General features: G+C 67.8%; 23 protein-coding genes. 13 read left to right on the top strand and 10 right to left on the bottom strand.

Features of this window, described 5'->3' with window-relative positions; all coding sequences use genetic code 11:
* Positions 1 to 31 precede the first annotated feature (31 nt).
* Positions 32 to 610 carry a hypothetical protein gene (locus AC1DFU_RS26960; RefSeq protein ID WP_441593710.1) on the top strand — a complete coding sequence of 193 codons (579 nt, stop codon included), beginning with the start codon at positions 32 to 34 and terminating at the stop codon, positions 608 to 610.
* Between the two features lie 83 nt (positions 611 to 693).
* On the opposite strand, the gene AC1DFU_RS26955 is transcribed toward AC1DFU_RS26960, so the two are convergent.
* Both AC1DFU_RS26955 and AC1DFU_RS26950 read right to left on the bottom strand, forming a co-directional pair.
* The gene (locus AC1DFU_RS26955) at positions 694 to 1,065 is read right to left on the bottom strand and encodes a PHA-granule associated protein 4 (RefSeq protein ID WP_092301661.1); all 372 of its coding nucleotides are present in this window, start codon (positions 1,063 to 1,065) and stop codon (positions 694 to 696) included.
* 153 nt (positions 1,066 to 1,218) lie between these two features.
* Positions 1,219 to 4,101, bottom strand: coding sequence for a M16 family metallopeptidase (locus AC1DFU_RS26950; protein ID WP_441593709.1), 2,883 nt, complete (start codon positions 4,099 to 4,101; stop codon positions 1,219 to 1,221).
* 154 nt (positions 4,102 to 4,255) lie between these two features.
* On the opposite strand from AC1DFU_RS26950, the gene AC1DFU_RS26945 reads away from it, so the two are divergent.
* From AC1DFU_RS26945 to thpR, 3 genes are read left to right on the top strand one after another with little or no spacing between them, the layout of a single operon-like run.
* On the top strand, positions 4,256 to 5,782 hold the full coding sequence (locus AC1DFU_RS26945; RefSeq protein WP_092301657.1) for a DNA-3-methyladenine glycosylase 2 family protein: 1,527 nt from the start codon (positions 4,256 to 4,258) through the stop codon (positions 5,780 to 5,782).
* Positions 5,779 to 6,330: a methylated-DNA--[protein]-cysteine S-methyltransferase gene (locus AC1DFU_RS26940; RefSeq protein WP_441593708.1), complete on the top strand. Its 552-nt coding sequence runs from the start codon at positions 5,779 to 5,781 to the stop codon at positions 6,328 to 6,330. Before AC1DFU_RS26945 ends, AC1DFU_RS26940 begins: the two co-directional genes overlap by 4 nt.
* Before the next feature lie 9 nt (positions 6,331 to 6,339).
* On the top strand, positions 6,340 to 6,894 hold the full coding sequence (gene thpR / locus AC1DFU_RS26935; RefSeq protein ID WP_092301653.1) for an RNA 2',3'-cyclic phosphodiesterase: 555 nt from the start codon (positions 6,340 to 6,342) through the stop codon (positions 6,892 to 6,894).
* On the opposite strand, the gene AC1DFU_RS26930 is transcribed toward thpR, so the two are convergent.
* Positions 6,875 to 7,513, bottom strand: coding sequence for a LysE family translocator (locus AC1DFU_RS26930; RefSeq protein ID WP_092301650.1), 639 nt, complete (start codon positions 7,511 to 7,513; stop codon positions 6,875 to 6,877). The genes thpR and AC1DFU_RS26930 overlap by 20 nt on opposite strands.
* 130 nt (positions 7,514 to 7,643) lie before the next feature.
* Between AC1DFU_RS26930 and AC1DFU_RS26925 the strand changes: the two genes are divergently transcribed.
* Positions 7,644 to 8,513 carry a LysR substrate-binding domain-containing protein gene (locus tag AC1DFU_RS26925; RefSeq protein WP_092301693.1) on the top strand — a complete coding sequence of 290 codons (870 nt, stop codon included), beginning with the start codon at positions 7,644 to 7,646 and terminating at the stop codon, positions 8,511 to 8,513.
* 191 nt (positions 8,514 to 8,704) lie between these two features.
* Positions 8,705 to 9,499 (top strand): flagellar brake protein, encoded by a 795-nt coding sequence (locus AC1DFU_RS26920; RefSeq protein ID WP_092301647.1) that lies wholly within the window; start codon positions 8,705 to 8,707, stop codon positions 9,497 to 9,499.
* Positions 9,500 to 9,530: 31 nt separating this feature from the next.
* Here AC1DFU_RS26920 and AC1DFU_RS26915 read toward each other — a convergent pair whose 3' ends face one another.
* Together AC1DFU_RS26915 and AC1DFU_RS26910 are read right to left on the bottom strand one after the other, a co-directional pair.
* Entirely contained in the window at positions 9,531 to 10,379 is an 849-nt protein-coding gene (locus AC1DFU_RS26915; RefSeq protein WP_441593706.1) for an IclR family transcriptional regulator domain-containing protein, read from the bottom strand.
* A gap of 272 nt (positions 10,380 to 10,651) precedes the next feature.
* A complete protein-coding gene (locus tag AC1DFU_RS26910) occupies positions 10,652 to 13,024 on the bottom strand; it encodes a patatin-like phospholipase family protein (RefSeq protein WP_255371004.1) in 2,373 nt (790 codons plus the stop codon).
* 224 nt (positions 13,025 to 13,248) lie between these two features.
* Here AC1DFU_RS26910 and AC1DFU_RS26905 point away from each other — a divergent pair, with 224 nt between their 5' ends.
* Both AC1DFU_RS26905 and AC1DFU_RS26900 read left to right on the top strand, forming a co-directional pair.
* Positions 13,249 to 13,449, top strand: coding sequence for an oxidoreductase-like domain-containing protein (locus AC1DFU_RS26905; protein WP_092301641.1), 201 nt, complete (start codon positions 13,249 to 13,251; stop codon positions 13,447 to 13,449).
* Between the two features lie 10 nt (positions 13,450 to 13,459).
* Positions 13,460 to 14,290 (top strand): NAD-dependent protein deacetylase, encoded by an 831-nt coding sequence (locus AC1DFU_RS26900; RefSeq protein ID WP_092301638.1) that lies wholly within the window; start codon positions 13,460 to 13,462, stop codon positions 14,288 to 14,290.
* Positions 14,291 to 14,306: 16 nt separating this feature from the next.
* Here AC1DFU_RS26900 and AC1DFU_RS26895 read toward each other — a convergent pair whose 3' ends face one another.
* The 3 genes from AC1DFU_RS26895 to AC1DFU_RS26885 all read right to left on the bottom strand — a co-directional run bounded on the left by AC1DFU_RS26895 (position 14,307) and on the right by AC1DFU_RS26885 (position 15,684).
* Complete coding sequence (locus tag AC1DFU_RS26895; protein ID WP_092301687.1) at positions 14,307 to 14,894, bottom strand: DUF1439 domain-containing protein; 588 nt, start codon at positions 14,892 to 14,894, stop codon at positions 14,307 to 14,309.
* A 91-nt stretch (positions 14,895 to 14,985) separates the two neighbouring features.
* Positions 14,986 to 15,189: a SlyX family protein gene (locus tag AC1DFU_RS26890; protein WP_092301635.1), complete on the bottom strand. Its 204-nt coding sequence runs from the start codon at positions 15,187 to 15,189 to the stop codon at positions 14,986 to 14,988.
* A gap of 63 nt (positions 15,190 to 15,252) precedes the next feature.
* Positions 15,253 to 15,684, bottom strand: coding sequence for a VOC family protein (locus tag AC1DFU_RS26885; protein WP_092301632.1), 432 nt, complete (start codon positions 15,682 to 15,684; stop codon positions 15,253 to 15,255).
* Between the two features lie 429 nt (positions 15,685 to 16,113).
* Between AC1DFU_RS26885 and AC1DFU_RS26880 the strand changes: the two genes are divergently transcribed.
* Together AC1DFU_RS26880 and argG are read left to right on the top strand one after the other, a co-directional pair.
* Positions 16,114 to 16,491, top strand: a complete 378-nt coding sequence (locus tag AC1DFU_RS26880) for a helix-turn-helix domain-containing protein (protein ID WP_092301684.1) — start codon at positions 16,114 to 16,116, stop codon at positions 16,489 to 16,491.
* A 156-nt stretch (positions 16,492 to 16,647) separates the two neighbouring features.
* Positions 16,648 to 17,973: an argininosuccinate synthase gene (gene argG / locus AC1DFU_RS26875; RefSeq protein ID WP_092301629.1), complete on the top strand. Its 1,326-nt coding sequence runs from the start codon at positions 16,648 to 16,650 to the stop codon at positions 17,971 to 17,973.
* A gap of 53 nt (positions 17,974 to 18,026) precedes the next feature.
* Here argG and AC1DFU_RS26870 read toward each other — a convergent pair whose 3' ends face one another.
* Positions 18,027 to 19,283, bottom strand: a complete 1,257-nt coding sequence (locus tag AC1DFU_RS26870; RefSeq protein ID WP_092301626.1) for an SGNH/GDSL hydrolase family protein — start codon at positions 19,281 to 19,283, stop codon at positions 18,027 to 18,029.
* 102 nt (positions 19,284 to 19,385) lie between these two features.
* Here AC1DFU_RS26870 and AC1DFU_RS26865 point away from each other — a divergent pair, with 102 nt between their 5' ends.
* The 3 genes from AC1DFU_RS26865 to AC1DFU_RS26855 all read left to right on the top strand — a co-directional run bounded on the left by AC1DFU_RS26865 (position 19,386) and on the right by AC1DFU_RS26855 (position 24,898).
* Positions 19,386 to 20,300, top strand: coding sequence for a LysR family transcriptional regulator (locus tag AC1DFU_RS26865; protein WP_441593705.1), 915 nt, complete (start codon positions 19,386 to 19,388; stop codon positions 20,298 to 20,300).
* Positions 20,301 to 20,472: 172 nt separating this feature from the next.
* Positions 20,473 to 21,510: an aldo/keto reductase gene (locus tag AC1DFU_RS26860; protein ID WP_092301620.1), complete on the top strand. Its 1,038-nt coding sequence runs from the start codon at positions 20,473 to 20,475 to the stop codon at positions 21,508 to 21,510.
* 349 nt (positions 21,511 to 21,859) lie between these two features.
* Positions 21,860 to 24,898, top strand: a complete 3,039-nt coding sequence (locus tag AC1DFU_RS26855; RefSeq protein WP_441593704.1) for a transglycosylase domain-containing protein — start codon at positions 21,860 to 21,862, stop codon at positions 24,896 to 24,898.
* Here AC1DFU_RS26855 and AC1DFU_RS26850 read toward each other — a convergent pair.
* Positions 24,860 to 25,111, bottom strand: coding sequence for a GlsB/YeaQ/YmgE family stress response membrane protein (locus AC1DFU_RS26850; protein WP_092301614.1), 252 nt, complete (start codon positions 25,109 to 25,111; stop codon positions 24,860 to 24,862). The genes AC1DFU_RS26855 and AC1DFU_RS26850 overlap by 39 nt on opposite strands.
* Between the last annotated feature and the right edge of the window lie 13 nt (positions 25,112 to 25,124).

The raw sequence follows: 25,124 nt of genomic DNA, 5'->3' as shown, positions 1-25,124 counted from the left end.
AAACCCGCGACGATAAGCAGGGGGAGGCAGGATGAGCAAGTTCCAGGCAACGGTGCCGAGGGCATCGAGCGTGTCCGTAACGTCCGCGCCGTCAGTGGCGGCCACCAAATCGGCCGATGTGCACCGGCTGCGCGCGGTGGTGGCTACCTACCGCACGGCGTTGCAGGCGTACACGCTGATGGTGTCGCCCGACGACCTCATGGCCTTGAGCAACGGCCCCGCGCCGGCGCACTCGGCGCGTGATTACCGCGCGCAGGCGCATCTGGACCGGCTGCGCGACACCGTGCGCGAGAGCGGGCTGGCGCTGCCGAATGCCATCGTGGTGGCGGTATCGGGTGGCCGCATGCAATGCGAATGTGATCATCTCTACGCGCTGGAGCTGCGCCCACAGGCCGGAGACGGCCTGATCGTGCTCGACGGGCATGAACACCTCGCCGCCCTGGCGGGGGGCGCGCGTGGTCATATCAAGACGCTGGTTACGGCGGTGCTTTGCCGGACATCGATCGACACGGCGCAGCCGGGGCTGGCCCCAGGCGCCGACGCCGATCACGCCGTGAGGCACGCCTCCGCAGCCGCCCGCTGGGCTGGCGCGACGCGCGTCTGGCAGTAGCTTCCCGCCAGGTTTCCACGTCGATTCAATGCAATGACGGCCCGCGAGGCCGTCATTTGCCATGTGCGGCCGTCAGTTGCCCGTCACGGCCAGACGCCGTCCACGTCGCGCAGCAGATGGCCGGCGAGAATGTAGTCGCCCAGGCGGGTCGCCTTGGCTTCCAGATCCAGCAATTCATTGTCGGCAAGCGTGCCGAGGTCGAACTGGCAATAGAGATTCCGTTGCCGGAACGTGCCTTTGGGTTTGGCGAGCCCTTCGACCAGGGCCTCGCGGGAGCGGACAGCGATGCTTTCCTGTCCGCGGTATTGCACTTTGATGCCGCGCTTTTCTCCGAGCCGGCCCAACTCGACGGCATCCTGCCATCCGGTTTCGTAATCCAGCTCAAGCGCCAGCACCTGCTCGGAGGCCAGAAGCCGAAGCGCTTCCGACTTGCTGCCAGCTCGCACGATTGACATCCACACCTCTTGTCTCAACGAATACTGTACGAATATACAGTGATTGACCGGCCGTCACAAGGACGCGGAAGGGGTAGTCACGGGCGTTTCGGCCCGCAACCCCGGCCCCGGGCCGGTCTCGCCAGAATTGGCGTTCTTCCTTATACCAGCTTCCTAGGGCTTTGATGCGTCTGGCGGCTCGATTGCCGCCGCCGGAGCCGGCATGCCGACCGGCGCCGCCGCCCCCGTGGTGGCGCCAAAGTCTCCCGCGAAGGCCTGCGTCAGCCCGGCCGGCGTGAGGTAGCGGCGGATGGCGTCGTTCACGGCGGCAGGCGTGGCAGCGCGAATGCGAGCCTCCACTTCGGCCGTATGGGCCATGGTGCGGTCCAGGAACAACTGATTGGCGAGCGCGCCGGCCAGCGCGCCGTCGCGTGTGCGGCTCATCATGCCTTGCTGGAGCAGGCCGCTCACGGCCTCCGCCAGCTCGGCGTCGGAAATACCGTCACGCGCAAAGCGTGCCATTTCCTCGTCGATGGCCTTGCGCAGCCGGCCCTGGTTCTGGGGGGCGTAGGCCGCCCACAGGCCGAAGCGCCCGGCCCGATCCAGCGCGCCCACCGAGATCGAACTCGACGCCCCGTAGCTGATGCCGTCCTGCTGGCGCAGCCGGTCCGCCAGCCGGCTGCGCATGCCGGTGCCGCCGAGCACGCGGCTGGCGACCAGCAGCAGGGGGTAGTCGGGCGAACCGTCGACGAGGTCGATCGGCAGCGACGCCAGATAGACCGCGTTGGCCTTCCCCGGCGTCTCCAGCGTGAAGCTGGCCGCCGGAATCGCGTAGAACGGGCGCTCCACGCGTTCGAACGGCACCTGCGCCCGCCAGTCGCCGAACAGGGCGGTGGCCTGCCGCACGGCCTCATCGGCATCGAAATCGCCGACCAGCGCCAGTTGCGCGTGCTCAGCGCCGTAGAAGCGCGCATGGAACGTGCGGATCTGCGCCGGGGTGACGGCGCGCAGCGCGGCGATGCTTTCGTCGAAGGTGGGGGTGTATCGCGGGTCCTCGGGCGGGTAGGGGTTGCCATGGCGGCCTAGTGCGTTCGGCGCGAGCGCGTTGGGCTGGCGTTGCTGGCTCTCGATGCCGGCGACACTGCTCGCGCGCAGCGTCTCGAACTCGCTGGCCGGGAACGTCGGCATGCGCAGCACCGTGCGGAGCAGCGCCATCAGGTCCGGCAGGTACTGGCGCCGCGTCTCGAAACGCACCGTCAGCCGCTCGGCGTTGCCCGAGATCGACACACTGGCCTTGAGCGCCTCCAAGCGGTCGGCAATGCGCTGGCGGTCGAACGCGCCGGCGCCACGGTCGAGCATGCCCGCCGCGAGCGACCCCACCGAGGACTGGCCCTGCAGCGCCTGCGTGTTGCCAAAGCGCAGGACCAGCGTGCCGTTGACGACCTCCCCGCGCGTGGGCTTGGACAGCAGCGCCAGCTGCATGCCGTTGGGCAGCGTCTGGCGCACCGTGTGGGCGTCGATATTGGCCGGGCTTGGGTCGAACGTCGGCACCGGCGCGGCGGCCGGGCGGCCCGCGTAGTCGCGCACCAGCGCGGCCACGTCGGGCGCCTTCGGCACGTTGGCAAGCTGCGGCTTGTCGCCGGGCAGGAATTGTCCGACGGTGCGATTGGTCGGCCGCAGGTACAAATCGGCCACGCGCTGCACGTCCGCCAGCGTGGCGGCCTCCACGCGGTCGCGATCGAGCAGGAACAGCCGCCAGTCGCCCTTGGCGATGGCTTCGGACAGCAGCACGCCGTACTGCGCCGGATTGTTCAGCACCTGCTCGTAGCCGTTGCGCACCCGCGTGCGCGCCCGGTCGAGTTCCTCCTGGGTGACCGGCCGCGTGGCCAGCCCCTCCACCTCGGCCAGCAGGGCGGCCCGCACGGCGTCGAGCGGGCGATCCTTGCTCGTGCCGGCCGCGAACACGATCAGCCCGGGGTCCTTCATCCCTTCGAACCGGCTGGTTTGCCATGCGGCCTTGTGGGTCTCCACCAGCGCGTGGTGCAGCCGCCCGCCCGGCGTGTCGGAGAGGACCAGGGACAGCAGGGTCAGCGCGGCGGTGTCGGGATGGGCGCCGGGCGCCACGTGGTATTGCACGGCGACGATGCTGCTGTCCCCGGGGCGCGTCAGCGTCAGTTCGCGCGCGCCTTCCTGCGGCGGCTCCACGGTGTACTCGGTCGGCAGCACGCGTGTGGGGCGCGGAATCGGCCCGAAGGCCTGCTCGATGCGCGTCAGCGTGGTGGCGGGGTCGAATTGCCCCGTCACCACCAGCACGGCGTTATCCGGCTGGTAGTAGCGGCGGTAGAACGCCTGGAGGTTCTCGATGCCCACATGCTCCACGTCGCTGCGCGCGCCGATCGGCGCCTTGCCGTAGTTGTGCCATCGATAGGACGTCGCGTTCATCTGCTGCAGCAGCATCCGCATCGGATTGTTCTCGCCGATCTCCATCTCGTTGCGCACCACGGAAATCTCGCTGTCCAGGTCCGTGCGCGAGACAAAGCTGTTGACCATGCGGTCCGCCTCCATCTTCAGCGCCCAGTCGAGGTTGTCGTCGCTGGCGGCAAAGGTCTGGAAGTAATTGGTACGGTCCTGCGAGGTGGTGCCGTTGTATTGCATGCCGCGCCGCGCGAATTCCGTGGGAATCGTCCGGCCCGGCAGCGATGGCGTGCCCTTGAACAGCAGGTGCTCCAGCAGGTGCGCCATGCCGGTTTCGCCGTAGTTCTCGTGCCGGCTGCCCACCAGATAGGTCATGTTGACCGTGGTGGTGGGCTGCGCGGCGTCCGGCGCCAGCAGGATGCGCAGGCCGTTCGGCAGCCGGTACTCGGTGATGCCTTCCACGGTGGCCACGCGCGTGGCCTGGAGCACGGGGGTAGCGCCCGGCGCGGTGGCGGGGGCCGGCGACTGCGCACGGGCGGCGCTACGCGTAGGCGCGGCAAGGGCTGGCGGGGCCGGCAGGGCGGCGGCCAGCGAGACAGCAACCGCGACAAAGGCGGCAAAGGCAGCACGACGGCGAAGCATGACGTCCTCGGACGATGAACAGTGATGCGATTCTAGCCCCGTGGCACCATCCCGGAACGCGTGGGGCCGCACTTTCAGAATCGGGGACAGTTGTCTCAGGCGAATGTCCGATTCCAGCGTATTTCCCGGCGCCGGAAGCGGTAGGATGCTTCCCATGAACCTCGATCCCGACACCTGCTACAAGGCAGTCGCCTCGCACGACCGGCGCTTCGACGGACGGTTTTTCGTCGGCGTGTCGTCCACGGGCATCTATTGCCGGCCGATCTGCGCGGTGCGCACGCCCCGGCGCGAGAACTGCACGTTCTACGACACCGCCGCCTCGGCCGAGAAGCACGGCTTCCGGCCCTGCCTGCGCTGCCGGCCGGAACTGGCACCCGGGCACGGGCTGGCCGATATTTCCGGCCGGCTTGCGCAGGCCGCGGCCACGCTGATCGACGAAGGCTTCATGGCCGAGGCCGGCGTGGCGCAACTCGCCAAGCGCATCGGGGTGACGGAGCGTCACTTACGGCGCCTGTTCGATGCCCAGTTCGGCGTTTCGGTGCTCGAGTACGCCCAGACGCAAAAGCTGCTGCTGGCCAAGCGGCTGCTGACCGACACCACGCTGCCCGTTACACAAGTGGCGCTGGCGGCGGGTTTTGGCAGCGTGCGGCGCTTCAACGACGTGCTGCGCCAGCGCTACGGCCTGACGCCGCTCGCCATGCGCCGCCGCGCCGCCGAGGGCATGGCCGACCAGCTCGTGTTCGAGCTGGGCTACCGCCCGCCGCTGGCGTGGTCCGCGCTGCTGGCCTTCCTCGGCGTGCGTGTCGTGGACGGTGTCGAACAAGTACGAGGGGATGTCTACCTCCGCACGCTGGCCGTTGACGTGGGCGCGCAGCGCCACCTCGGCTGGGTGCGGCTGGAGCATGTGCCGAAGCGCACGGTGCTGCGCGTGACGCTCTCCGGCACGCTGGCCCACGCGATTCCGCAATCCCTCGGCAAGGTGCGGCGGCTGTGCGACCTCGGTTGTCGGCCGGACGTGGTGGATCGCCATCTGGGCGACCTTGCCGCCGATGTGCCGGGCATGCGCCTGCCGGGCACGTTCGATGGCTTCGAGATTGCCGTGCGGGCGATCGTCGGCCAGGTGATTTCCGTGATCCAGGCGCGGCGGATTCTCACGCGGCTGGTGGCGCTGGCCGGCGAGCCCTTGCCGCCCGAGGCACTGGCCGGGCTGCCCGCCTTGGCCGGCCAGCCGCCGCTGACGCACGTCTTCCCGACCGCGCAGGCGCTGGCCGACCTGCCCGACGAGATTTACCGCGAGGCCGGCGTGACGCCGGGCAAGCTGCGCACGATCCGCGCGCTGGCGCTCAGCATCGTCTCAGGCGACATCGCGCTCGATCCGCTTGCGCCGCCCGAGGAGACCGTGGCCCGGCTGCGCGAGATCGACGGCATCGGCGACTGGACCGCGCAGTACATCGCCATGCGCGCGCTGGGCTGGCCGGACGCCTTTCCGGCCACTGACTACGCGCTGCGCAAGGTGCTCGCCGTGAGCACGGTGCGCGCGATGCACGACCGAACCGCGCATTGGGCGCCATGGCGCGCCTACGCGGCGATTCATCTCTGGCATCGCTATGGCACGCCGCCCGCGTCCGGCGAGCCCATGGAAGAAGTATCCGAAGATCACAGCAAGGAGCAGGCAGCATGACCAGCTATCAAATCATCGACAGTCCTCTCAGGGAAATACTATTGCGGGCCGACGACGGCGCGCTGACCGGCATGTTCTTCTCCGGGCAGAAGTATTACCCCGCCGGCGCGCCCGCGACCTATATCGCATCGGCGGCCGACCAGCGCGTGCTGGACCAGGCGGCGCAAGAGCTGGCCGCCTATTTCGACGGTGCGCTACAGACCTTCGCGGTGCCCATCCGCTTTATCGGCAGCGCCTTTCAGCAGCGCATCTGGCAGGCGCTGTGCGACATCGAATTTGGCGATACATCGACGTACGGGCAGCTTGGCGCCGGCCTCGGGCTGCCACCGGCGCACTCGCGCGCGGTGGGGGGCGCCGTCGGGCGCAATCCGCTCTCGGTCATCGTGCCTTGCCATCGGGTGCTCGGTGCGTCGGGCGCGCTGACCGGCTATGCCGGCGGCGTGGACCGCAAGCGGGCGCTGCTGCGGCTGGAGGGCGTCCGGGGCGTGGATCTCGACGTCGTGGCGCCGCGCGCGCAGGGCTTGCAGTCGGCGCTGGCGTTCGGCTGATTTCTGGCTTTGGCCCGGCTGTTCATCGCCATCGACACGCCGCCCGCTGTGGCGGCGGGCCTGCTGCATACGCTGCCCGTGCATCGCGGCGTGCGGCCCGTGCCGCCCGGGCAGTTGCACCTGACGCTGCGATTCCTTGGCGATCAGGACGAAGACTGTGCCGCGCGCATCGGCAAGGCGTTGGAGGCCATGCAGGCGCCGCCGTTGACGATGCAGGTCCAGGGCGTCGGGCGCTTCCGAGGCGGGCAGGGTGCCGTGCTGTGGGCCGGACTGGCGCACGATGATCACCTGACCGCGCTATTCGACGACATTGAGGCCGCGCTGGCCGACGTCGGCATCGCGCGCGAGCGCCGTCGCTTCCATCCGCACCTGACCGTGGCGCGCTGCCGTCCGGGCCTGCCGGAGGCGGTGCTGCGCGACTGGCTCGCCGCGCAGCACGACCTGACCCTGCCAGCGTGGACCGCCGACCGCTTCGTCCTGTTTGAGAGTTTTCTGAGCCCGGAGGGCGCGCGCCATGTGCCGCGCGCCGCCTACCCGCTGGCCGCTATCGCCCCAGGTTGCTGAGCCCCAGCGCCACCCCCAGCCCGCACAGCGCCGAGCCGAGCGTCTTGTCGATCAAACCCTGCCGGCGCAGCATCGCGGCGCGCAGCGGCGCCGCGCCGAAGCCCCACGCCACGAGGCTGAACCACGCCCAGTGCGCCACGGACATGAACAGCCCGTAGCCGAGCTGCACCGCCCACGGGGTATGGGCATCCACCACCTGTGTGTAGGTGCTGACCACGAACAGCGTGGTCTTGGGATTGAGCGCATTGGTCAGGAATCCCATCCGCAGCGAAGCCCAGGCGGAGAGCCTGGGCGCCTCGCGCGCGTTGTCCCCGGTATCCACCGTCAGCGGCGTGCGGTTGCGCAAGGTCTTGATGCCGATCCAGATCAGATAGGCCGCGCCGAGCAGCTTCACCGCCGTCAGCCAGCCGTGCGCGTGCTCGATCAGCATCGCCACGCCGAACATGGTGTAGCAGACGTGCACCTGCACCCCGAGCGCGATGCCCAGCGCGCATAGCAGCCCGGTGCGCCGGCCGAACAGGTAGCTGTTGCGCGTGACCATGGCGAAGTCGGGGCCGGGACTGATCACGGCGAGGAGGGTGATGCTGGCGACGGCCAGCGCTTCGGCAAGAGGTGACATATCGGTCAGTTTTCCGGTTCGATGGGAGGGGGATCGCGCCGCCATTCTCGCCAGAGGGAACAAGCCAGACAACCGATATATACTCGCCGAAAATGGTGAGGAAATCTGACAGATGAGCGATTTGCCGCCGATGCACTGGCTGGGCGCGATCCGGTTCTTCGAGGCCGCCGCGCGGCTTGGCAGCTTTGTGCGCGCCGCTGACGAACTCCACCTGACGCACGGCGCCATCAGCCGCCAGATCCGCCAATTGGAAGAGGCGCTGGGTGTGCCGCTGTTCGAGCGCCGGAACCGCGCGGTCTTCCTCACCGAGGCCGGCCGCACGCTCCACGTTGCCGCCACGCAATCTCTGGCCGGGCTGGCGGAGGCGGTCGCCCGGATCCGCGCGCCGGCGCCCCGGGCCGCGCTGGTGCTGTCGTGCGAGCCGACCATCGCCATGCGCTGGCTGATTCCAAGGCTGTCGCGCTTTGCCGACGCTCATCCGGACATCGCGTTGCACCTGATGGCGGCGGGCGGGCCGATCGATTTCCGGAGAAGCGGGGTGGATGTAGCGCTGCGCCGCAACGATTTCCCGTTCGATGCGCGCTGGCACACGCGCGAACTGGCGCTGGAGCGCGTCGGGCCGGTCTGCCGGCCGGACCTGGCCACGGCTGACCCGGCGGCGGTCACGCGCCTCCACACCCGCACCCGGCCCGATGCCTGGCAACGCTGGCAGCAACTCAAAGGGGATGAAAAAACCGGTCCCACCGTCCAGATCGGCCGGTCAGACCCGTGGTATGAACACTTCTACCTGAGCCTGCAGGCGGCTGCGGCCGGCCTGGGCTGGGCCATGGCGTCGCGGCTGATGGCGGCCGACGAACTCGCCGATGGCCGGCTGGCCGCACCGTTGGGGTTTGTACCGGACGGGTCGTCCTACCACCTGATTTCGCCGGCGCCGTTCGCCCAGGATGCCCGGCTGGAGGCCCTGCACGGCTGGCTCCGCGCGGAGATGGAAACCGGCTGAAAAGGCCTTGCAACCGCTACCCCCCGGAAGTCGGTTGCTAAAGTTACGTCGTATTTTGCCGAAGGCCTAGGCATGACTTGCGCCATCCCCGGGCGGCGCTTACCATGCGGCGCTGGCCGCCGCCAGATCCACAAGCGTTGCCCGCCCCAGGCAAGACGGCGAGTAACCACTTTCGACGTAGCGTATTCCCCATGAGTGTCCAAGATTCCCGAGGGCCCGAGCAGGCCCAAAACCGGTCCCAGATCGAGGGCGAACCTGACGAGCAGGAAGGCTCGCATTCGGACGAACGCTACCGGCTCACGCATAGCTCGCAGATCGGCACGGTCCTGCGCGACCTGGCCTGGCAGAAGTGCCTGCTGAACGTGCGTTCGGCGCGCGGCTCTGAGATCGTGACGTCGATCCTGCACGTGGATCCGGCCAACCGCACCTTTATCTTCGACTGGTGCCGCGCGGATGCGGAGCGCCAGGCGCTGATGGCCTCGGACAAGAATGCGTTCTCGGGACTGCTGCGCGGCGTGCCTGTGAACTTCGTGGTCGGCGTGCCCGGCGCCACGCGCTTCGAGGGCGGGCCGGCCTTCATCGCCGATTTCCCGGACAAGCTCTACCACTTCCAGCGCCGCCGCCATTTCCGCGCGCGCACGCTGCTGACCAAGGGCTACCGCTGCCAGATCCATCTGCCGGAGACGGCCGACAAGCGCACGCTGCACCTCGATATTGCCGATCTGTCGCTGTCCGGCGCGGGCCTGCGCTCGCGCTCGGTGGGCGCTGACCAATTGCCGGTGGGCACGGTCGTCAAGAAGTGTGTGCTGGATTTTGCCGAACTGGGCCGGCTGGAACTGGACATGCAGGTGGTGGGCCACTGGCTGGTCGGCTTCGACGACAACACCGTGCACCACTACGGCTGCGCCTTCCTGAACCCGGATGGCCGCATGGAGAACTTCCTCCAGCGGCTGGTGTTCCAGCTCGAACTGGCGCACCGGGGCTGATTTTTCGGCATCGCCCCCCTGATCCGGACGCTTAAGTCCCGATCAACTTCCCGATGGCAACGGCGGCCTCCCGCATGGGGGTCAGCAGCCGCGCCACCATCTCCGCCTCGGACACCCGGGTGGCCTTCACGCTGACGCTGATGGCCGCCACCACGGTGCCCGAGAGCGACCGCACCGGTACGGCAATCGCCCGCAAACCCGGTTCCAGTTCCTCGTCGATCAGCACGTATTCCAGTTCCCGTGCGCGCCGGAAGGCTGCTTCCAGTTCCGTGCGCGAGATCTTGGTCTGCAAGGTGCGCGGACGCAGTTCGGCATGTTCGAAGAACGCCTCGAGCACTGCCTCGGGCTGGTGGGCCAGCAGCAGCCGGCCCGTGGACGTGCAATAGGCCGGCAGCCGGCTCCCCATTCCAAGTGCGTGAGTCAGCACACGTTGCACTTCCGAGCGCACCAGGTAGAGGATGTCCGGGCCGTCGAGAATGGCCAGGGCCGAGGTCTCGTGGATGCGCGTGCTCAGGTTGTCGAGGATGGGCTGCGCCGCCGAGACCAGCGACGTCGAGGAGAAATACGCGTGCCCCAGATGGAGCACGCGCGGCCGCAGCGCGAAGTGCCCATCCTGCTGGCTCACGTAGCCCAACTGCTCCAGCGTATAGAGACAGCGCCGCACCGAGGCGCGCGACAACTGCGTGCGCTGCGCCACCTGCGAGATAGTGAGTGGGCGCTTGCGCTCGGAGAAAGCCTCCAGCACCGTCAGCCCGCGCGCCAGCGACAGCATGAAATTCGGGTCGCCGGCGAAGCTGGACAGGATGTCGGCCGGCGGCCGGGCGGCGCGGACGGAGTCGGCCTGTGCAGGCTTGAGGCTGATGGGGGCGGGGGCGTCCATATGGGAATTCGGCAGGAAATACGATGCGGGGGGCGTTCGATAATCGCGCATCTTAACGTCCCACGGCGGGGCCTGCCGGGATTCGCCCAAAAAAATGTCGCCGATTGGGGCGGCGACTGGGTAAGGGGTGTCGTCCGGGACGGGGGTCCCAACGACGAGGCCAGTATAGGCAGCGGCACTTCCTGCCGACATGCCACCTCGGTGGGGGTTGGCCGTAGCGCACTTTGCGCTAGGGCCGTCACATCTCCGCAGGATTTGTCCCCTGAGTGTCCCTAAGGCTTGCCCAGGAACAGGTAGAACGCGTACTGACCGCCTGCCGCGCGGCCATAGGCGAGGTAGAACGGCCCGATCGGGCTGTCCAGGCCGAGGAAGGCGGCCCCCGACTTGAGCACCCCGGTGGGGTTGCCCGGTACCAGCGGATCGCCTACGCGGCCGACCTCCAGCGAGAACCCGGCGTAGACCCCTTCGAGGAAGGTCTGCCGCACGAGCTTGTTGTAGTAGACCATCCGCGCGAACTGGATATTGCCGCCAATCAGCTGCCCGGTGGAGTAGCCGGACTGCTGCAGGAAGCCGCCCCACTGGAACATCGCGTACGGCGGCAGCGCCGGCCCGCCCAGGTTGGAGCCCGCCCGCACGCCAAAGTTGATGGTGTTGTTGCCGAAGGAGTGCGCATAGGTGGCCGTCAGGTCGCCCTTGGTATAGGTGTCGGTGGCGCCCATTGCGCCTTGCGACGAGTAGACGTTCATCGTCGCCCCGTAGCCGAAGCGCGGGAAGTTGATGCTGTCGACCTGATCCACCAGTATCCGGGCCGTGAAGGCACGGCGCTCGATGCTTTCATGGCCCGGGTCCAGGAACGCCGGCCCGGTGGAGAGCGACGCGTTCTGGTGGCCGAGCACGAAGCCCAGGCGTCCCTCGCCATATTTGGTGATCTGCGTGCCTACATCCAGCGCCAGGTCCGTGCGGCGCAGGTCGTACTGGGCGATCCGCTGGCTGCCGCTGAAGACATTGATGGGGCGGCGTTCCAGTTCGAAGCGCGGGGCGATGAAGAACAGCTGGCGGGTGTCGAGCGGCTGGTAGAACTCGCTGGTCAGGCTGGAGGTCTGGCCCACCTGGGCGTCCGTGCGCCATTCGGCGCCGAGCGAGTTGATCCACGTGCGGCGGTAGCTCGCCAGCAGGTTGAAGTAGGCGTCGCCGCGGAAGTCGGAACTGAGGCCAAGCCCGAAGCGCAGGTAGTTGGGCCCGTACGATTTCTCGATGGCTTCCACGCCGAGCACGCGCTTGCCCGGTTCCTCGAGGAAGCGGTAGTTCACGTGCTCGAAGTCGCCGGTGCCGAACAGCCGGCGCATGTCGCGGTCCAGCGTGGCCTGCGAGATCGGCTCGCCGGGGTGGGTTTCCATCGTCGCGGCGGCAAACCCGGGGCTCACGCGCTCCATCGGCGCGAAGCGGATTTCGTCCACGGGGCGCAGGTCCGGTGGCGCCAGGTTGCGCTGCGCGGCGCGCAGGGTGGCGTACTCGTCGGGTGGAATCGCCAGCGCGGCGAGCCGGGTGTGCTGGCGCCGGGCGGCTTCCTCGCCAATCGGAATGGTCTTGGGCAGGTGGTCGAAGTCGCCGGCGGAGAATTCGCCGAGTTCGGGCAGGATCAGGATGTCCATGGGCCGCAGCGAGGCCAGCGAGCTGCGCACGTTCTGCTCGGTCAGGATGTTCAGCATCTGGCTGGTTACGCCGATCAGCGAGGTCAGGTCCTCGCGCTTCATCAGCGGCGTGCCGAGGTTGACCGCGATGACGATGTCGGCCCCCATGGCGCGCGCCACGTCCACGGGCAGGTTGTCGGTCAGGCCGCCATCGACGAGCAGCTTGCCCTGGTACTCGGTGGGCGCCACGGCGCCGGGCACGGACATGCTGGCGCGCATCACGTTCGCCAGCTCGCCCTCGGTGAACACCACGGCGGTGCCGGCGACAAGGTCGGTGGCGACGGCGCGGTAAGGAATCGGCAAGGTATCGAAATTCCGATAGCCGGGGGTGTTGGAGAGCTTGCGCAGCACCGTTTCCAGCTGCACGCCGGAGACCGCACCCTTGGGCAGCAGCAGCCCGTCCCCGCGCACGCCAATCTCGGGCGTGAACAGGTTGGTGTGGTCGTCCAGCTTGCGGCGGACGGCCAGATCCTGACGCGGTGGCCGTTCCTTGAAGAGCGCGCTGGTGGACAAGCCGCCGACCAGTTCCTCCATTTCCTTGATGCTCATGCCGCTGGCATACGCGCCGCCGACCAGCGAGCCCATGCTGGTGCCGGCGATGCAGTCCACGGGCACACGCAGTTCCTCGAGCACCTTCAGCACGCCGATATGGGCGGCACCGCGCGCGCCACCGCCGGACAGCACCAGGCAGATCTTGGGGCGGCCCACCGGGTGGGTCTTGGCCGCAGCCCCTTCGACCGTGCCGCCGGGCGTGGCCGGGGCGAGGAGGGCGGGCGCGGGGAACGGCGGATTGGGTGCGGGGACGATGTTGCTGGGGGTGTAGGCGGGCAGGCGGAGGGTCCCGCCCTGCGGCGGCGGCTCCTCGGCCGTGGCCGGGCCCGGCGCGACCGCCAGCGTGGCCAGCATTGCGGCAAGCAGGCTGCATAGGGAAGGGAGTCGCGTCGCAACGCGCATGGCAGCGTATCCGATCATCCACGCCTCAGAGGTGGCCGGCGGCAACCTTGCCACAAGGCTAGCAGCCTGCCGCCGCAATCGTGTGCGCGATGGGCCACCTTCGAAACAATTCAACATCGGATTGGAACGATGCAGATCAGGCCGGCGCCGGAGGGGCGGTCCGCGGACCGAACCGGACAGGCGGCATATACTGGCGCCGTAACATTTCCTTCAGGTCTTGAGCCGTGTCTTCCCCCGTTTCCGATGATCCGCGTCCGCTCCCGCCCGAGCGCCCTGGCGACAACGAGTGCTGCCAGAGCGGCTGCGATCCGTGCATCTTTGACTACTACAACGACGAAATGGACCGCTACCGGCAGGAACTGAGGGCGTGGGAGGCGCGCCAGGCTGCGCGCGCCGAGGCCTCTTCTACATCGTCCACCTCGTAACCCCCGGCCGGTGGAAGACCTTCTCGACTTCGTGCAGCGCCATCCGCGCCTGTTTGTGCTGACCGGCGCCGGCATCAGCACGGACTCCGGCATTCCGGGCTACCGCGACGAGCAGGGCCGGTGGCAGCGCTCCGCGCCGATGACCATCACCGCCTTCCTGAGCGGCCACGCGGCGCGCCAGCGCTACTGGGCGCGCAGTATGGTCGGCTGGCCCGTGGCGGACGGCGCGCAGCCGAACGTGAGCCATCGCGTGGTGGCGCGGCTGGGCGATGCCGGGCGCGTGGCCGGGCTGGTCACGCAGAACGTGGATGGCCTGCACCAGCGCGCTGGCAGCCAGGGGGTGATCGAGCTGCACGGCAGCATCGGCCAGGTCATCTGCCTGTCCTGTGCCACGCGCTACCCGCGCGCGGACATCCAGCGCTGGCTGTGGCAGCACAATCCCGAATTCCGCGATGTGTCGGCCCTGCCGGCGGCCGATGGCGACGCCCATCTGGAATCGCCGCTATTCGACAATTTTTCGGTGCCGGTGTGCGAGCGCTGCGAAGGGCTGCTCAAGCCCGATGTGGTGTTCTTCGGCGAATCGGTGCCGCGCGAGCGCGTGGCGGCCGGGCGGCTGGCGCTCGATGCAGCGGACGCCATGCTGGTGATCGGCTCGTCGCTGACGGTGTTCTCGGGGTATCGCTTCTGCGTCTGGGCGCACGAGCGCGGCTTGCCGATTGCCGCCCTGAACCTTGGCACCACGCGGGCCGATCCCCTGCTGACGCTGAAGGTGCTCGCGCCGATCGGGCCGACGCTGGCGGCGCTTGCCACCGCGCTGGGGCTGGAAGCCGGCGCGGGTTAGCTCGGACTACCTCGGACTAACGCAGATCGAGCTTCACCCGGATACCGTCCGCCGCGACGGTGATCGCGCCCGGCTGCACGTCCTTGCCGTTGAAGCGCAGCTCCTCGGGCTTGAACGTATAGAGCGGATAGTCCTTCAGCAACTGCTGCGCCACCACCGCGCCGATGGCGTTGAGCTGCTCGTTGTACTGGCTCATGCCCTGCACCTGTACCTGCTGGACCGTGGGATTGTCGAGCAGCACGGCACGCTGCGTGGCGTCGTAGCGCACGCCGCTGTTCAGCGCCAGCGTGCCGTTGACCGGCGGGGACGGCAGGATGGTGTTGCTGATGGCCGCATCCATCTGCGTGGTGATGCGGTTGGTGGCCTCATCCAGCACCAGGCGCGGGTGCGACAGCTGCACGCTCACCAGTTCGCCATAGCGCAGCGTGGTGGGAAAGCGTTTCTCGACGGCACTCTGCAACTCGGCCTTGGTGAAGGTGTACTCGCCCGTCCATACGTTGTAGGCGGCGTGGGCGAGGGCGAAGCTGCCCAGCGCGGCGACTGCGGCCGTGGCCAGCAGCGCGCGGCGGGCGTGGAAGAAGCGATTGATCAAGGGACGGGCCATGGGCTCGGTTCGGTTGGCATCGTTGCCGGTCAGACCGGGCCCGGGGGGCATCGTTCCTGTGTGATGAGTGCGCCGCATGGCTGCTGCCGCCTCAATAGTGCGGCGGAATCTCATGCTGCGGATTGGACTCGGCGGCGGCCGAGGCACTCGTCCGGACCTGCTGGTACAGCGCCCGGAACTGGGCCTGGAGCAGGTCCAGTTGCTGCTGCTGGCGCGCGACGGCCAGGTTCAGCGTCTCGATCAGGTCTTCCTGGAAGGCGAGCTTGATCTCGAGGTCGGTCAGGCGGGATTCCATGGCATGTCTCCGGTTGGCCGCGCATTTTACGGCACGGCCATGCCGGGACCCTGCCATCGGCGCCTATTCGGCCGCCACCAGGACCATCCAGGTCACGCCGAACTTGTCCGCCACCATGCCGAAGCGCTCCGAGAAGAAGGTCTTCATCGCCGGCATGACCACGTTGCCGCCCGCGCTCAGCGCGCCAATCGTCTTGTCGACCGTCGCGGCGTCCGGCACGGTGATGGAGAGCGCGAAGCCCTGGAAGGCGGTCTGGCCCTTGCAGTCGCCATCGGACGCCATGATCGTGGTGTCCCCAATCTGCAGCGCCATATGCATGACCTTGTCATCGTTGCCGGCACCGGGCCCGCAACCGGGGCTGGCGTCCTGCGGCTCGGGGTTGTCACGGAAGCGCAGCAGCATTTCCACCTTGGCACCGAGCGCGGTCTTGTAGAACTCGGCCGCTTCCTCTGCGCGACCGTCGAAGAACAGATAGGACTGGACTTTCTTGGACATCGACATCTCCTGGTTTGGCGTTGGCCGGCGATTTGTGTACGCCGTCCACAAGAGACTAGCAAATAAAATGGACAACGTCCACATTGTTACTTTTCGTGTCCGTCACCGCCGGACACGTTTTCACGCTGGGCACCGGGCTAGGATAGGCGCTCCATGCCAGGGCGACCCGATTTCTTCCCGTCCACAAGCCGCCCTCTTCCCTGGCGTTCGTCACTCCCACCGCAATGAAATCAGCGTCCATTTCGGTTGCTAATTTTATTTGCGGATTACTTAGCGATAAGCTAATGTGACGCACGTCCATGAAGTTGACCTTTCCAGACAGGCGCGCCGGGCTTTGAATGCCATGCCGCGCAACGTTGCCACCCAGATCCGCAGAAGATCGACATGCTGGCGGGGAATCCGTCTCAATCCGCGCGGGGGCGCCTATCAATGACCGACATCCAATTTATCGAGCAAGATGGCCAGCGGGCCTTTGCAGTCGTGCCGATCGACGTTTGGGACAAGGTGAAGCACCTGTTCGAGGATCTCGACGATGTAGCCCTGTATGACCGTGCCAAGGCGGCCGATGACGGTGTACGCATTCCGGCCGCCGTGGTCGACGCGGAGTTGGCGGGCGACCATCCAGTCAAGGCCTGGCGCGATTACCGTCGCATGACCCAGGAGGCATTGGCCCAGGCGGCCGGGCTCAGCACCCCCTACCTGAGCCAGATCGAAAACCGCAAGCGCGACGGCACCGTGGACGTGCTGCAGCGGCTGGCGCTGGCACTTGGCGTTCCCATGGACCTGCTCGTGGACGACGCCGACTGAGCGCCGAGTGAACCCCGCCCGGGCCCCGCAGTTTGGCGCTACCGCCCGGGCGTGTCACAATTCAAGGTTACGAGTTCGGGCGCCGCATCGGCTGCCGTGTGGGGGTTTCACGCGGGAGCGCCCCAAGAGCCGACAAATTCACCTAGATTTCTGGCGATGACTACCATCCTGCAGCACATTCCTTCCGGCCAGCGCGTCGGAATCGCCTTCTCGGGCGGACTCGACACCAGCGCCGCGCTCCTCTGGATGCGCCAGAAGGGCGCCATTCCCTACGCCTACACGGCCAACCTGGGTCAGCCCGACGAGCCGGACTACGACGACATTCCCCGCCGCGCCAAGGCGTACGGCGCCGAAGAAGCGCGTCTGGTGGATTGCCGCGTGCAGCTGGTGTCCGAAGGGATCGCCGCGCTGCAGTGCGGTGCATTCCACATTTCCACGGCTGGCGTGACGTACTTCAACACCACGCCGATCGGCCGCGCCGTGACCGGCACGATGCTGGTGGCCGCGATGAAGGACGATGGCGTCAACATCTGGGGCGATGGCAGCACGTTCAAGGGCAACGACATCGAGCGTTTCTACCGCTACGGCCTGCTGACCAACCCGGGCCTGCAGATCTACAAGCCGTGGCTGGACCAGCAGTTCATCGACGAACTGGGCGGCCGCGCCGAAATGTCCGAGTTCATGCGCCAGAGCGGCCATGACTACAAGATGTCGGCCGAAAAGGCGTATTCGACGGACTCGAACATGCTTGGCGCCACGCATGAGGCCAAGGATCTCGAGCACCTGAACTCGGGCATCCGCATCGTCCAGCCGATCATGGGCGTGCAGTTCTGGCGCGATGACGTGGAAGTGAAGCGCGAGGAAGTGACCGTGCGCTTCGAGGAAGGCCAGCCCGTGGCCCTGAACGGCAAGACCTTCGCGAACAGCGTGGACCTGTTCATGGAAGCCAATGTCATCGGCGGCCGCCACGGCCTGGGCATGAGCGACCAGATCGAGAACCGGATCATCGAGGCCAAGAGCCGCGGCATCTACGAAGCCCCGGGCCTCGCGCTGCTGTTCATCGCCTACGAGCGCCTGATCACCGGCATCCACAACGAAGACACCATCGAGCAGTACCGCGACAATGGCCGCCGCCTGGGCCGCTTGCTGTACCAGGGCCGCTGGTTCGACCCGCAGGCCATCATGCTGCGCGAAACCGCCCAGCGCTGGGTGGCGGGCGCCGTGACCGGCGAGGTGACCATCGAACTGCGTCGTGGCAACGACTACTCGATCCTGAACACCACGTCGCCGAACCTGACCTACAAGCCGGAACGGCTGACGATGGAAAAGGGCGAATCGATGTTCACGCCGCTGGACCGCATCGGCCAACTGACGATGCGCACGCTGGACATCGTGGACACCCGCGAGAAGCTCCAGACGTACGCGAAGAGCGGCCTGCTGTCGACCAAGACCAGCGCCGCGCTGCCGAAGCTCGAAGACTGAGCGCGGGCAGGCATCGCCAGAAAAGCCGGCAAGGGCAACCTTGCCGGCTTTTTTCATGGCTGGCGCGCAGGCAGCAGCGCGGCGGGGTCGATGGCGCCGGCCATCGCTGCGTAGCCCCGGTCGCCAGGGTGGAGGTGGTCGCCGCTGTCGAAGGCTGTCTGCAGGGCGTCCGGGCGGGCCGGGGCGCGCAGGGCGGCGTCGAAGTCCGCTACGGCATCGAAGGCGCCGCTGGTGCGGATCCAGTGGTTCACCTGCTGGCGCAGCGCGTCCTTCTCCGGGCTGGCGTAGCCGTGGATCGGCGACCCTTCCACAGCCAGCGCGTCCGCAAACGGCGTGATCGTGGCGCCGATCACGCGCACCCCGCGCCGGTGCGCGCGGTCGATCAGGGACTGGTAGCCGGCGATCAGGTCGGGGGCGGCGGGCAAGCGGGTCGTCGGCAGGAAGGTCGAGCCGGGCCAGCCGATGTCATTGATGCCCAGCGCGACGATGACCGCCTGCACGCCGGGCACATCGAGCACGTCGCGCTCGAAGCGCGCGCGGCCCGCTTCGCCCATGCCGGCGCGCAGCAGTTGCCCGCCCGAGATGCCCGCGTTGAGGACCGCGATGCCGTCCCCGGCCAGCCGGGCGGCGAGAACGTCAGGCCAGCGCCGGTTGGCGTCGGGCGTGGCGCCGTTGCCTTCGGTGATCGAATCGCCGAGCGCGACGATGACGGGCGCCGGCTGGCGGGCTTCCACCTCGATGGCGGACAGCAGCAGCCTTGCCTGGAAGGTCTCGGGCCGGGGCAGGGCGGCGTCCGTCACGTGGTGGCCATCGGCGATATAGGCGGTCTGCCGGCCATCCCAGTGGAAGGTGGCGATCCGCACCGGCGCCGGCAGGTGGAGGCTGACCGCCACCTCGGCCAGTGCTGGCACCGGCAGCGACACCGGGTCGCTGGTCGCCGTGGCGCCGGGCGGGATGGAGATCGCGGGTTTGCCGGCGAAGGTCACCGCATGATTGGTGGTCGGATCGATCACGCCGCCGCCGGCATGACGAGCGAGCTGGATGGCATCGACAGTCAGCGGCACCCGGCCGTACTGATTGGATAGCACCACGCGCACCCGACTCGCGCCGATGCTGACGCGGGCGACCTGCCGCACCGTGCGGTCATCAAGCCGGGCCGGCAAGCCAGTCGGCAAGGGCAGTTCATCAGGTCGCCAGACCGGTTGTTGGCTGGCCACCCAGGTCGGCACCCATTGCGGGGCGGCCATGGCGGGGCCGGCGGCGATGCAGCCCGTCAGGGCAACCATGCGAAGCAGCGAATAGGCAGACATCAGAAAACTCTCATCAAAGTGGGAATGGCCCCACTGTCACCTATTCCGATTCGCACGAGAACGCGGCAGAATCGCATATCAATCATTCCAATTAAGAATGACATGGACACCCTCAAGGCGATGCACGTCTTCACCCGCGCCGTGGAGCTGGGCAGCCTCTCCGCCGTGGCGCGTGAGCTGGACAGCACCCAGCCGACCATCAGCAAAACCGTAGCCGCGCTGGAGGCGGACCTTGGTGTGCGGCTGCTCGAGCGCAGCACCACCCACTTGCAGCCGACCGAGGCCGGCCGTCGCTTCTATGCCCATGCCCTGACCGTGCTCGACGCCTATGCCGAAGCCACCGCCGATGCGCGCGGCCGGGCGGATCGTCCCGTGGGCAAGGTGCGCCTCAGCGCGCCGGTCAGCTTTGGCGTGCTGCGGCTCAATGCACTGATCCTCGATTTCCTCGCCCGGTATCCGGAGGTCGATGTCGAACTGGTCTTCGACGACCGTTTCGTCGATCTGGTGGAGGCGGGCGTGGACGTGGCGGTGCGGCTCGGCGCGTCGCTGCCGCCCAATGTGGTGGCGCGGCGCATCGCGGTGTCGCCGCGCGGACTCGTGGCCGCCCCGGGCTACCTCGCGCGCCATGCCCCGGTGCGGCAGCCGGCCGATCTGGCCGGTCACGACCTGCTGCGCTTCACCTGGCTCGCCGCCGGGGACGAGATCGTGCTGACCGATACCCACGGCAACGTCGCCAAGGTGGACGCGCCGTGCCGCTATCGCGCCAACAACTCGCTGGCCATGCGCGAGAGCTTCCTGGCGGGCGCCGGGTTTGGCCTGACGCCGGCCTGGCTCGTGCAGGACCTGCTCGACACCGGCGCGCTGACCCCGGTGCTGCCCGGCTGGCAGGGCCCGGCGCAGGATGCCTATCTGGTCTATCCGTCGCGCCGCCACCAGCCGGCGCGCACGCGGGCGCTGCTGGCCTTCCTGGCCGAGCGGGTGCCGGCACTGCCCGGATTCCACCCTGTGGAAGCCTGAATCGACAGGGGTACTGCCCCGAAGTCACCCGAAAGCGCCCGAAAGCGCCCGAAAGCGCCTCTAGCGGCGCGTCGCCTGCAAGCCCCGCCACATCGGCGCACAATGCGCGCTGGCGGTCGCGCAGGCGCCGCCAGACCCTTTGCTTCGGCCTCGACTACCCTGGGAATTCGCCATGCCAGATTTCACCATGCAGTACCGCCGCCTCGGCGCCAGCAACCTGAAGGTTTCCGCCCTGTGTCTGGGCACGATGATGTTCGCCGACCAGACCGACGAGGCCGAGGCCGCCCGCATCGTGGGCAGCGCACGCGACCACGGCGTCAATTTCATCGACACCGCCGACGTCTACAGCAAGGGCGGTTCCGAGCAGATGGTGGGCCGCCTGCTGATCGCCGACCGCCACGACTGGGTGCTTGCCACCAAGCTGGGCAACCTGATGGGCAGCCGTCCGAACCAGTCGAACTATTCACGTACGTGGATCCTGCGCGAGGTGGAAGACAGCCTGCGCCGGCTGGCCACCGACTATGTGGACATCCTCTACCTGCACCGCGACTTCGCCGGCGCCAATCTTGAGGAACCGGTGCGCGCCATGGGCGACCTGATCCGCGCCGGCAAGATCCGCTACTGGGCCGTGTCGAATTTCCGCGGCTGGCGTATCGCCGAGATCGCCAACCTGTGCGACCGCCTGGGCGTGCCGCGCCCGGTGGCCTGCCAGCCGTACTACAACCTGCTGAACCGGATGCCGGAGGTGGAAATCCTGCCGGCCTGCGAACATTTCGGCCTGGGCGTGGTGCCTTACAGCCCGATCGCGCGCGGCGTGCTGACCGGCAAGTATTTGCCGGGCCAGAAGCCGGACGCGGACAGCCGCGCCGGCCGGGCGGACCGCCGCATGATGGAAACCGAGTTTCGCGAGGAGTCGCTGGTCATCGCCCAGCAGCTCAAGGCGCATGCCGAAGGGCGCGGCATCACGCCGGGCCAGTTCGCCACGGCCTGGGTGCTGGCCAACCCGATCATCAGCAGCGTGATCGCCGGGCCGCGCACGCTGGCGCAGTTCGAGGACTACTTCGGCGCAGTGAACGTCGCGATTTCGGCGCAGGAAGAGGCGCTGGTCGATAAGCTCGTGCCGCGCGGCCATGCTTCCACGCCCGGCTACACCGATCCGAGCTATCCGTTCGGCGGGCGCCCGGTGGCATCGGCGGCGGCATCGGCATAAGCCGGTCAGTGCAAAACTGACATGGCCGCACCGCCCGCGTGTGACGCGCGGGCGGCTCGCGGCACCCGTGTGGCGTGCCGGCCCGCCACGTGTTGCGTGCCGGGCACGGCGCCGCAAGAAATTCCGTGTTTGAAAGCGTGCGCCAGCCCACTTCGGCATGCCACTCCACGCTGGTTGCTAGTAATATCAATACAGGCCGTCGCACGCCGATGCTGGCGCGGCAGCCTGCAATGAAAAAGCTGGTGGCGCCCCGGAACTGGTGGGCGCAAGCGCAACCGGATGCCGAAACGTGTCACGTCGTCGCTGGATTCTCGCTGGCTTGGCGGTTGCCGTATGTGGCGGCGCCTACATGGTTGTGACCCTCGTCACGCACGAGGTTCGCACGTCGCAATGGCAGGCTCTGTACATGAGCCGGCTGGGCAAGTCGTTGACCTACGAAATCCAGCCCGGCGCGAGCGACAGCATCCGTTATCCCCATTCCGGTCCGTACGACGAGCGCCTGGGCTACGAGCGCCTGCCCGAGTTCGGCGAGCGCCTGCTGCGGCACGGGTTTGCCACGAGCGCGCAGGTGCGCATGTCGCCGGATCTCGTCCGGCTGATGGACGAGGGCATCTTTCCGCCCTACCGAGAGAAAAACCAGGCCGGCCTGATCGTGCGCGACTGCAACGCGCTGACGCTTGCCTTCGAACGCTATCCCCAACGCCAGTACGATAGTTTCGACGCGGTGCCGAAGGTGGTGGTGGCGTCGCTGCTCTACGTCGAGAACCAGAACCTGCTCAATCCCGAGTATCCGATGATGAATCCGGCCGTGGACTGGCGCCGGTTCTCGCGCGCGGTGCTCGACCAGGCCGTGAAGCTGGCCGACCGGCACCACGACTCGGCCGGCGGCAGCACGCTCGCCACCCAGATCGAGAAATTCCGCCATTCGCCCGAGGGGCGGACCCAGTCGATTCCAGACAAGTTCCGCCAGATGACCTCGGCCTCGCTGCGCGCCTATGTCAACGGTCCCGACACCCAGCGCGCCCGCGAAAACATCGTGCTCGACTACCTGAACACGGTGCCGCTCTCCGCGCGCGTGGGGCATGGCGAGATCAACGGCATTGGCGACGGGCTGTACGTCTGGTACGGCGAGGACTTCGGCGAGGTCAACGCGCTGATCCGCAACATGGACCCGCGCCGCCCCACCCCGCGCGAGGCCCAGGCGTACAAGCGCGCGCTGTCGCTGATCGTCTCGCAGCGCCGGCCGTCGTATCACCTGCGGCGCGACGATACCAACCTGGACGCGCTGACTGGCAGCTACCTGCGGCTGCTGGCGGCCACCAATACCATCACTCCGGAGTTGCGCGACGCCGCGCTGGCGCAGTCGCTGGACAAGGCGGCCCCGCCGCAGCGGCCCGACCCGGCGCCCTGGGTGACGCGCAAGGCGGTCAACCAGGTGCGTAACGATGTGTCGCACCTGCTGGGCGTGGACAGCCGCTACGCGCTGGACCGCCTCGACCTGACCGTCGACAGCAGCATCAACCGTGAAGTGCAACGCATGGTCACGGACACGCTGCTGCGCATCCGCAACAAGACCGATGCCCACGAGATGGGCCTGTACGGCAAGAACCTGCTGCGCGAGGGCGACGACCCGTCGCGGCTCGTGGCCAGCTTCACGCTGTTCGAGCGCGTGGGCAACGCCAGCCTGGTGCGGGTGCAGGCCGACAATGTCGACCAGCCGTTCGACATCAACGCGGGGGCGCGGCTGAACCTGGGCTCCACCGCCAAGCTGCGCACGCTGGTCACCTATCTGGAAGTCATCAACGAGATCTACGATCGCCACGTCAGCCTGAGCCGGGCCGAGCTGGCCGCGATCCAGGTGCCGCGCCAGGACGCGCTGACCCGCTGGGTGATCGACACGCTGATCAAGGCCAAGACGCCGGCCGAGCGCTCGCGCGGGGCCATCCTCGAAGCCGCGATGGAGCGCAAGTATTCGGGCAATGCCGGCGAGGCGTTCTACACCGGCGGCGGCATGCAGAGCTTCACGAACTTCGAGAAATGGGAGGGCGAGCGCCAGATGACGGTGCGCGTGGCCTTCCAGCATTCGGTCAATCTCGTATTCATCCGGATGATGCGCGACATCGTGAAGTACGAAGTCCACCAGGCCCACCCGGAAGCCACCGCGCTGATGGAGGATCGCAGCGACCCGGGCCGCCGCCCGTACCTGGAGCGCTTTGCCGATGAGGAAGGCAGCTCCTATATGACGGCGTTCTGGCAGCGCTACCGGGGCAAGACTTCGGATGAGCGTTTGAACGTTCTGCTAGGTCGCGTGAAGCAGCCGACGCCCTACCTTGGGGCCGTGCGCCTCTCGGTGACGCTGCTGAGCGCCCGGCCGGCCACCGATTTCGACACCTACGCCGGCCTGGTGCGCGCACGGCTGCCCAAGCAGAAGCAGCCGTCCGAGGAAGACCTGCACAAGCTCTACGACAAGTACGGGAAGGACAAATTCGACCTGAACGACCGGGGCTACCTGTCGCGCATCCATCCGCTGGAACTGTGGATGGTGGAATACCTCGGCAACAACCCGGATGCCACGCTGAGCGAGGTGCTCAAGGCCAGCGCGGACGAGCGGCAATACGTCTACAAGTGGCTGTTCAAGACCCGCAGCAAGCTGGGGCAGGACGCCCGCATCCGCACGCTGCTGGAGAAGGAGGCGTTCGACAAGGTGGCCAAGCGCTGGCAGCGGCTCGGTTATCCGTTCGATTCGCTGACGCCGTCGTACGCCACGGCCATCGGTGCCTCGGGTGACCGCCCGGCGGCGCTGTCGGAGCTGGCCGGCATCATCCTCGGCAATGGCGTGGATGCCCAGCCGTCCACGATCCGCACGCTTGCCTTTGCCGCCGACACCCCCTATGCCACGACATACGCCCTGCGCCCGGGGCCAGGCAAGGTGCTGATTGCGCCGGAGATTGCCGCGCTGGTGCGGCGTTCGATGTTCGATGTGGTGGAGAGTGGCACGGCCAAGTCGATCCGGGGGGCCTTCACGCCGGTCAGCCGGCCGGGGCAGCCCGGCGCGCCACTGATGATTGGCGGCAAGACCGGTACGGGCGACCAGCGCTTCCAGACCTATGGTCCGGGCGGGCGCGTAATTTCGTCGCGCTCGGTCAACCGGTCGGCCACCTTCGTGTTCCTGCTGGGGGACCGCTATTTCGGCACGGTGACGATCCACGTGCGCGAGCCGTACGCGGCGCGCTACGCGTTCACGAGCGCGCTGGCGGTGCGCGTGCTGCGCTCGGTGGCGCCGCAGGTCGCGGCGATGGCCGCCCCGGGCAGCACCACCGCGCTGCAGCGGTGCGGCAAGGAAGGCGCTTCAGTTCTTACGGCGAACCAGGTCGTATATCACCAGTAGCACGATGGCACCGATGACCGAGGCAATCCATCCGGCGGCCTCGCCCGGCTGGTAGTACCCCATCGACCGGCCGATGTAGCCGGCCGCCAGCGCGCCAAGCACGCCCAGCAGGATCGTCATGATCCAGCCCATCTTGTCGTCGCCAGGTTTGATGGCGCGGGCGATGAGCCCCACGACAAGTCCAACCAGCACAGTACCGAGGAATGCCATCATGGTGCGCTCCCGT

It is taken from the genome of Cupriavidus sp. 10L45, assembly GCF_056395225.1.
Note: the sequence above shows the minus strand (reverse complement) of the source record. Positions and strands in the feature narration are given on the sequence as shown.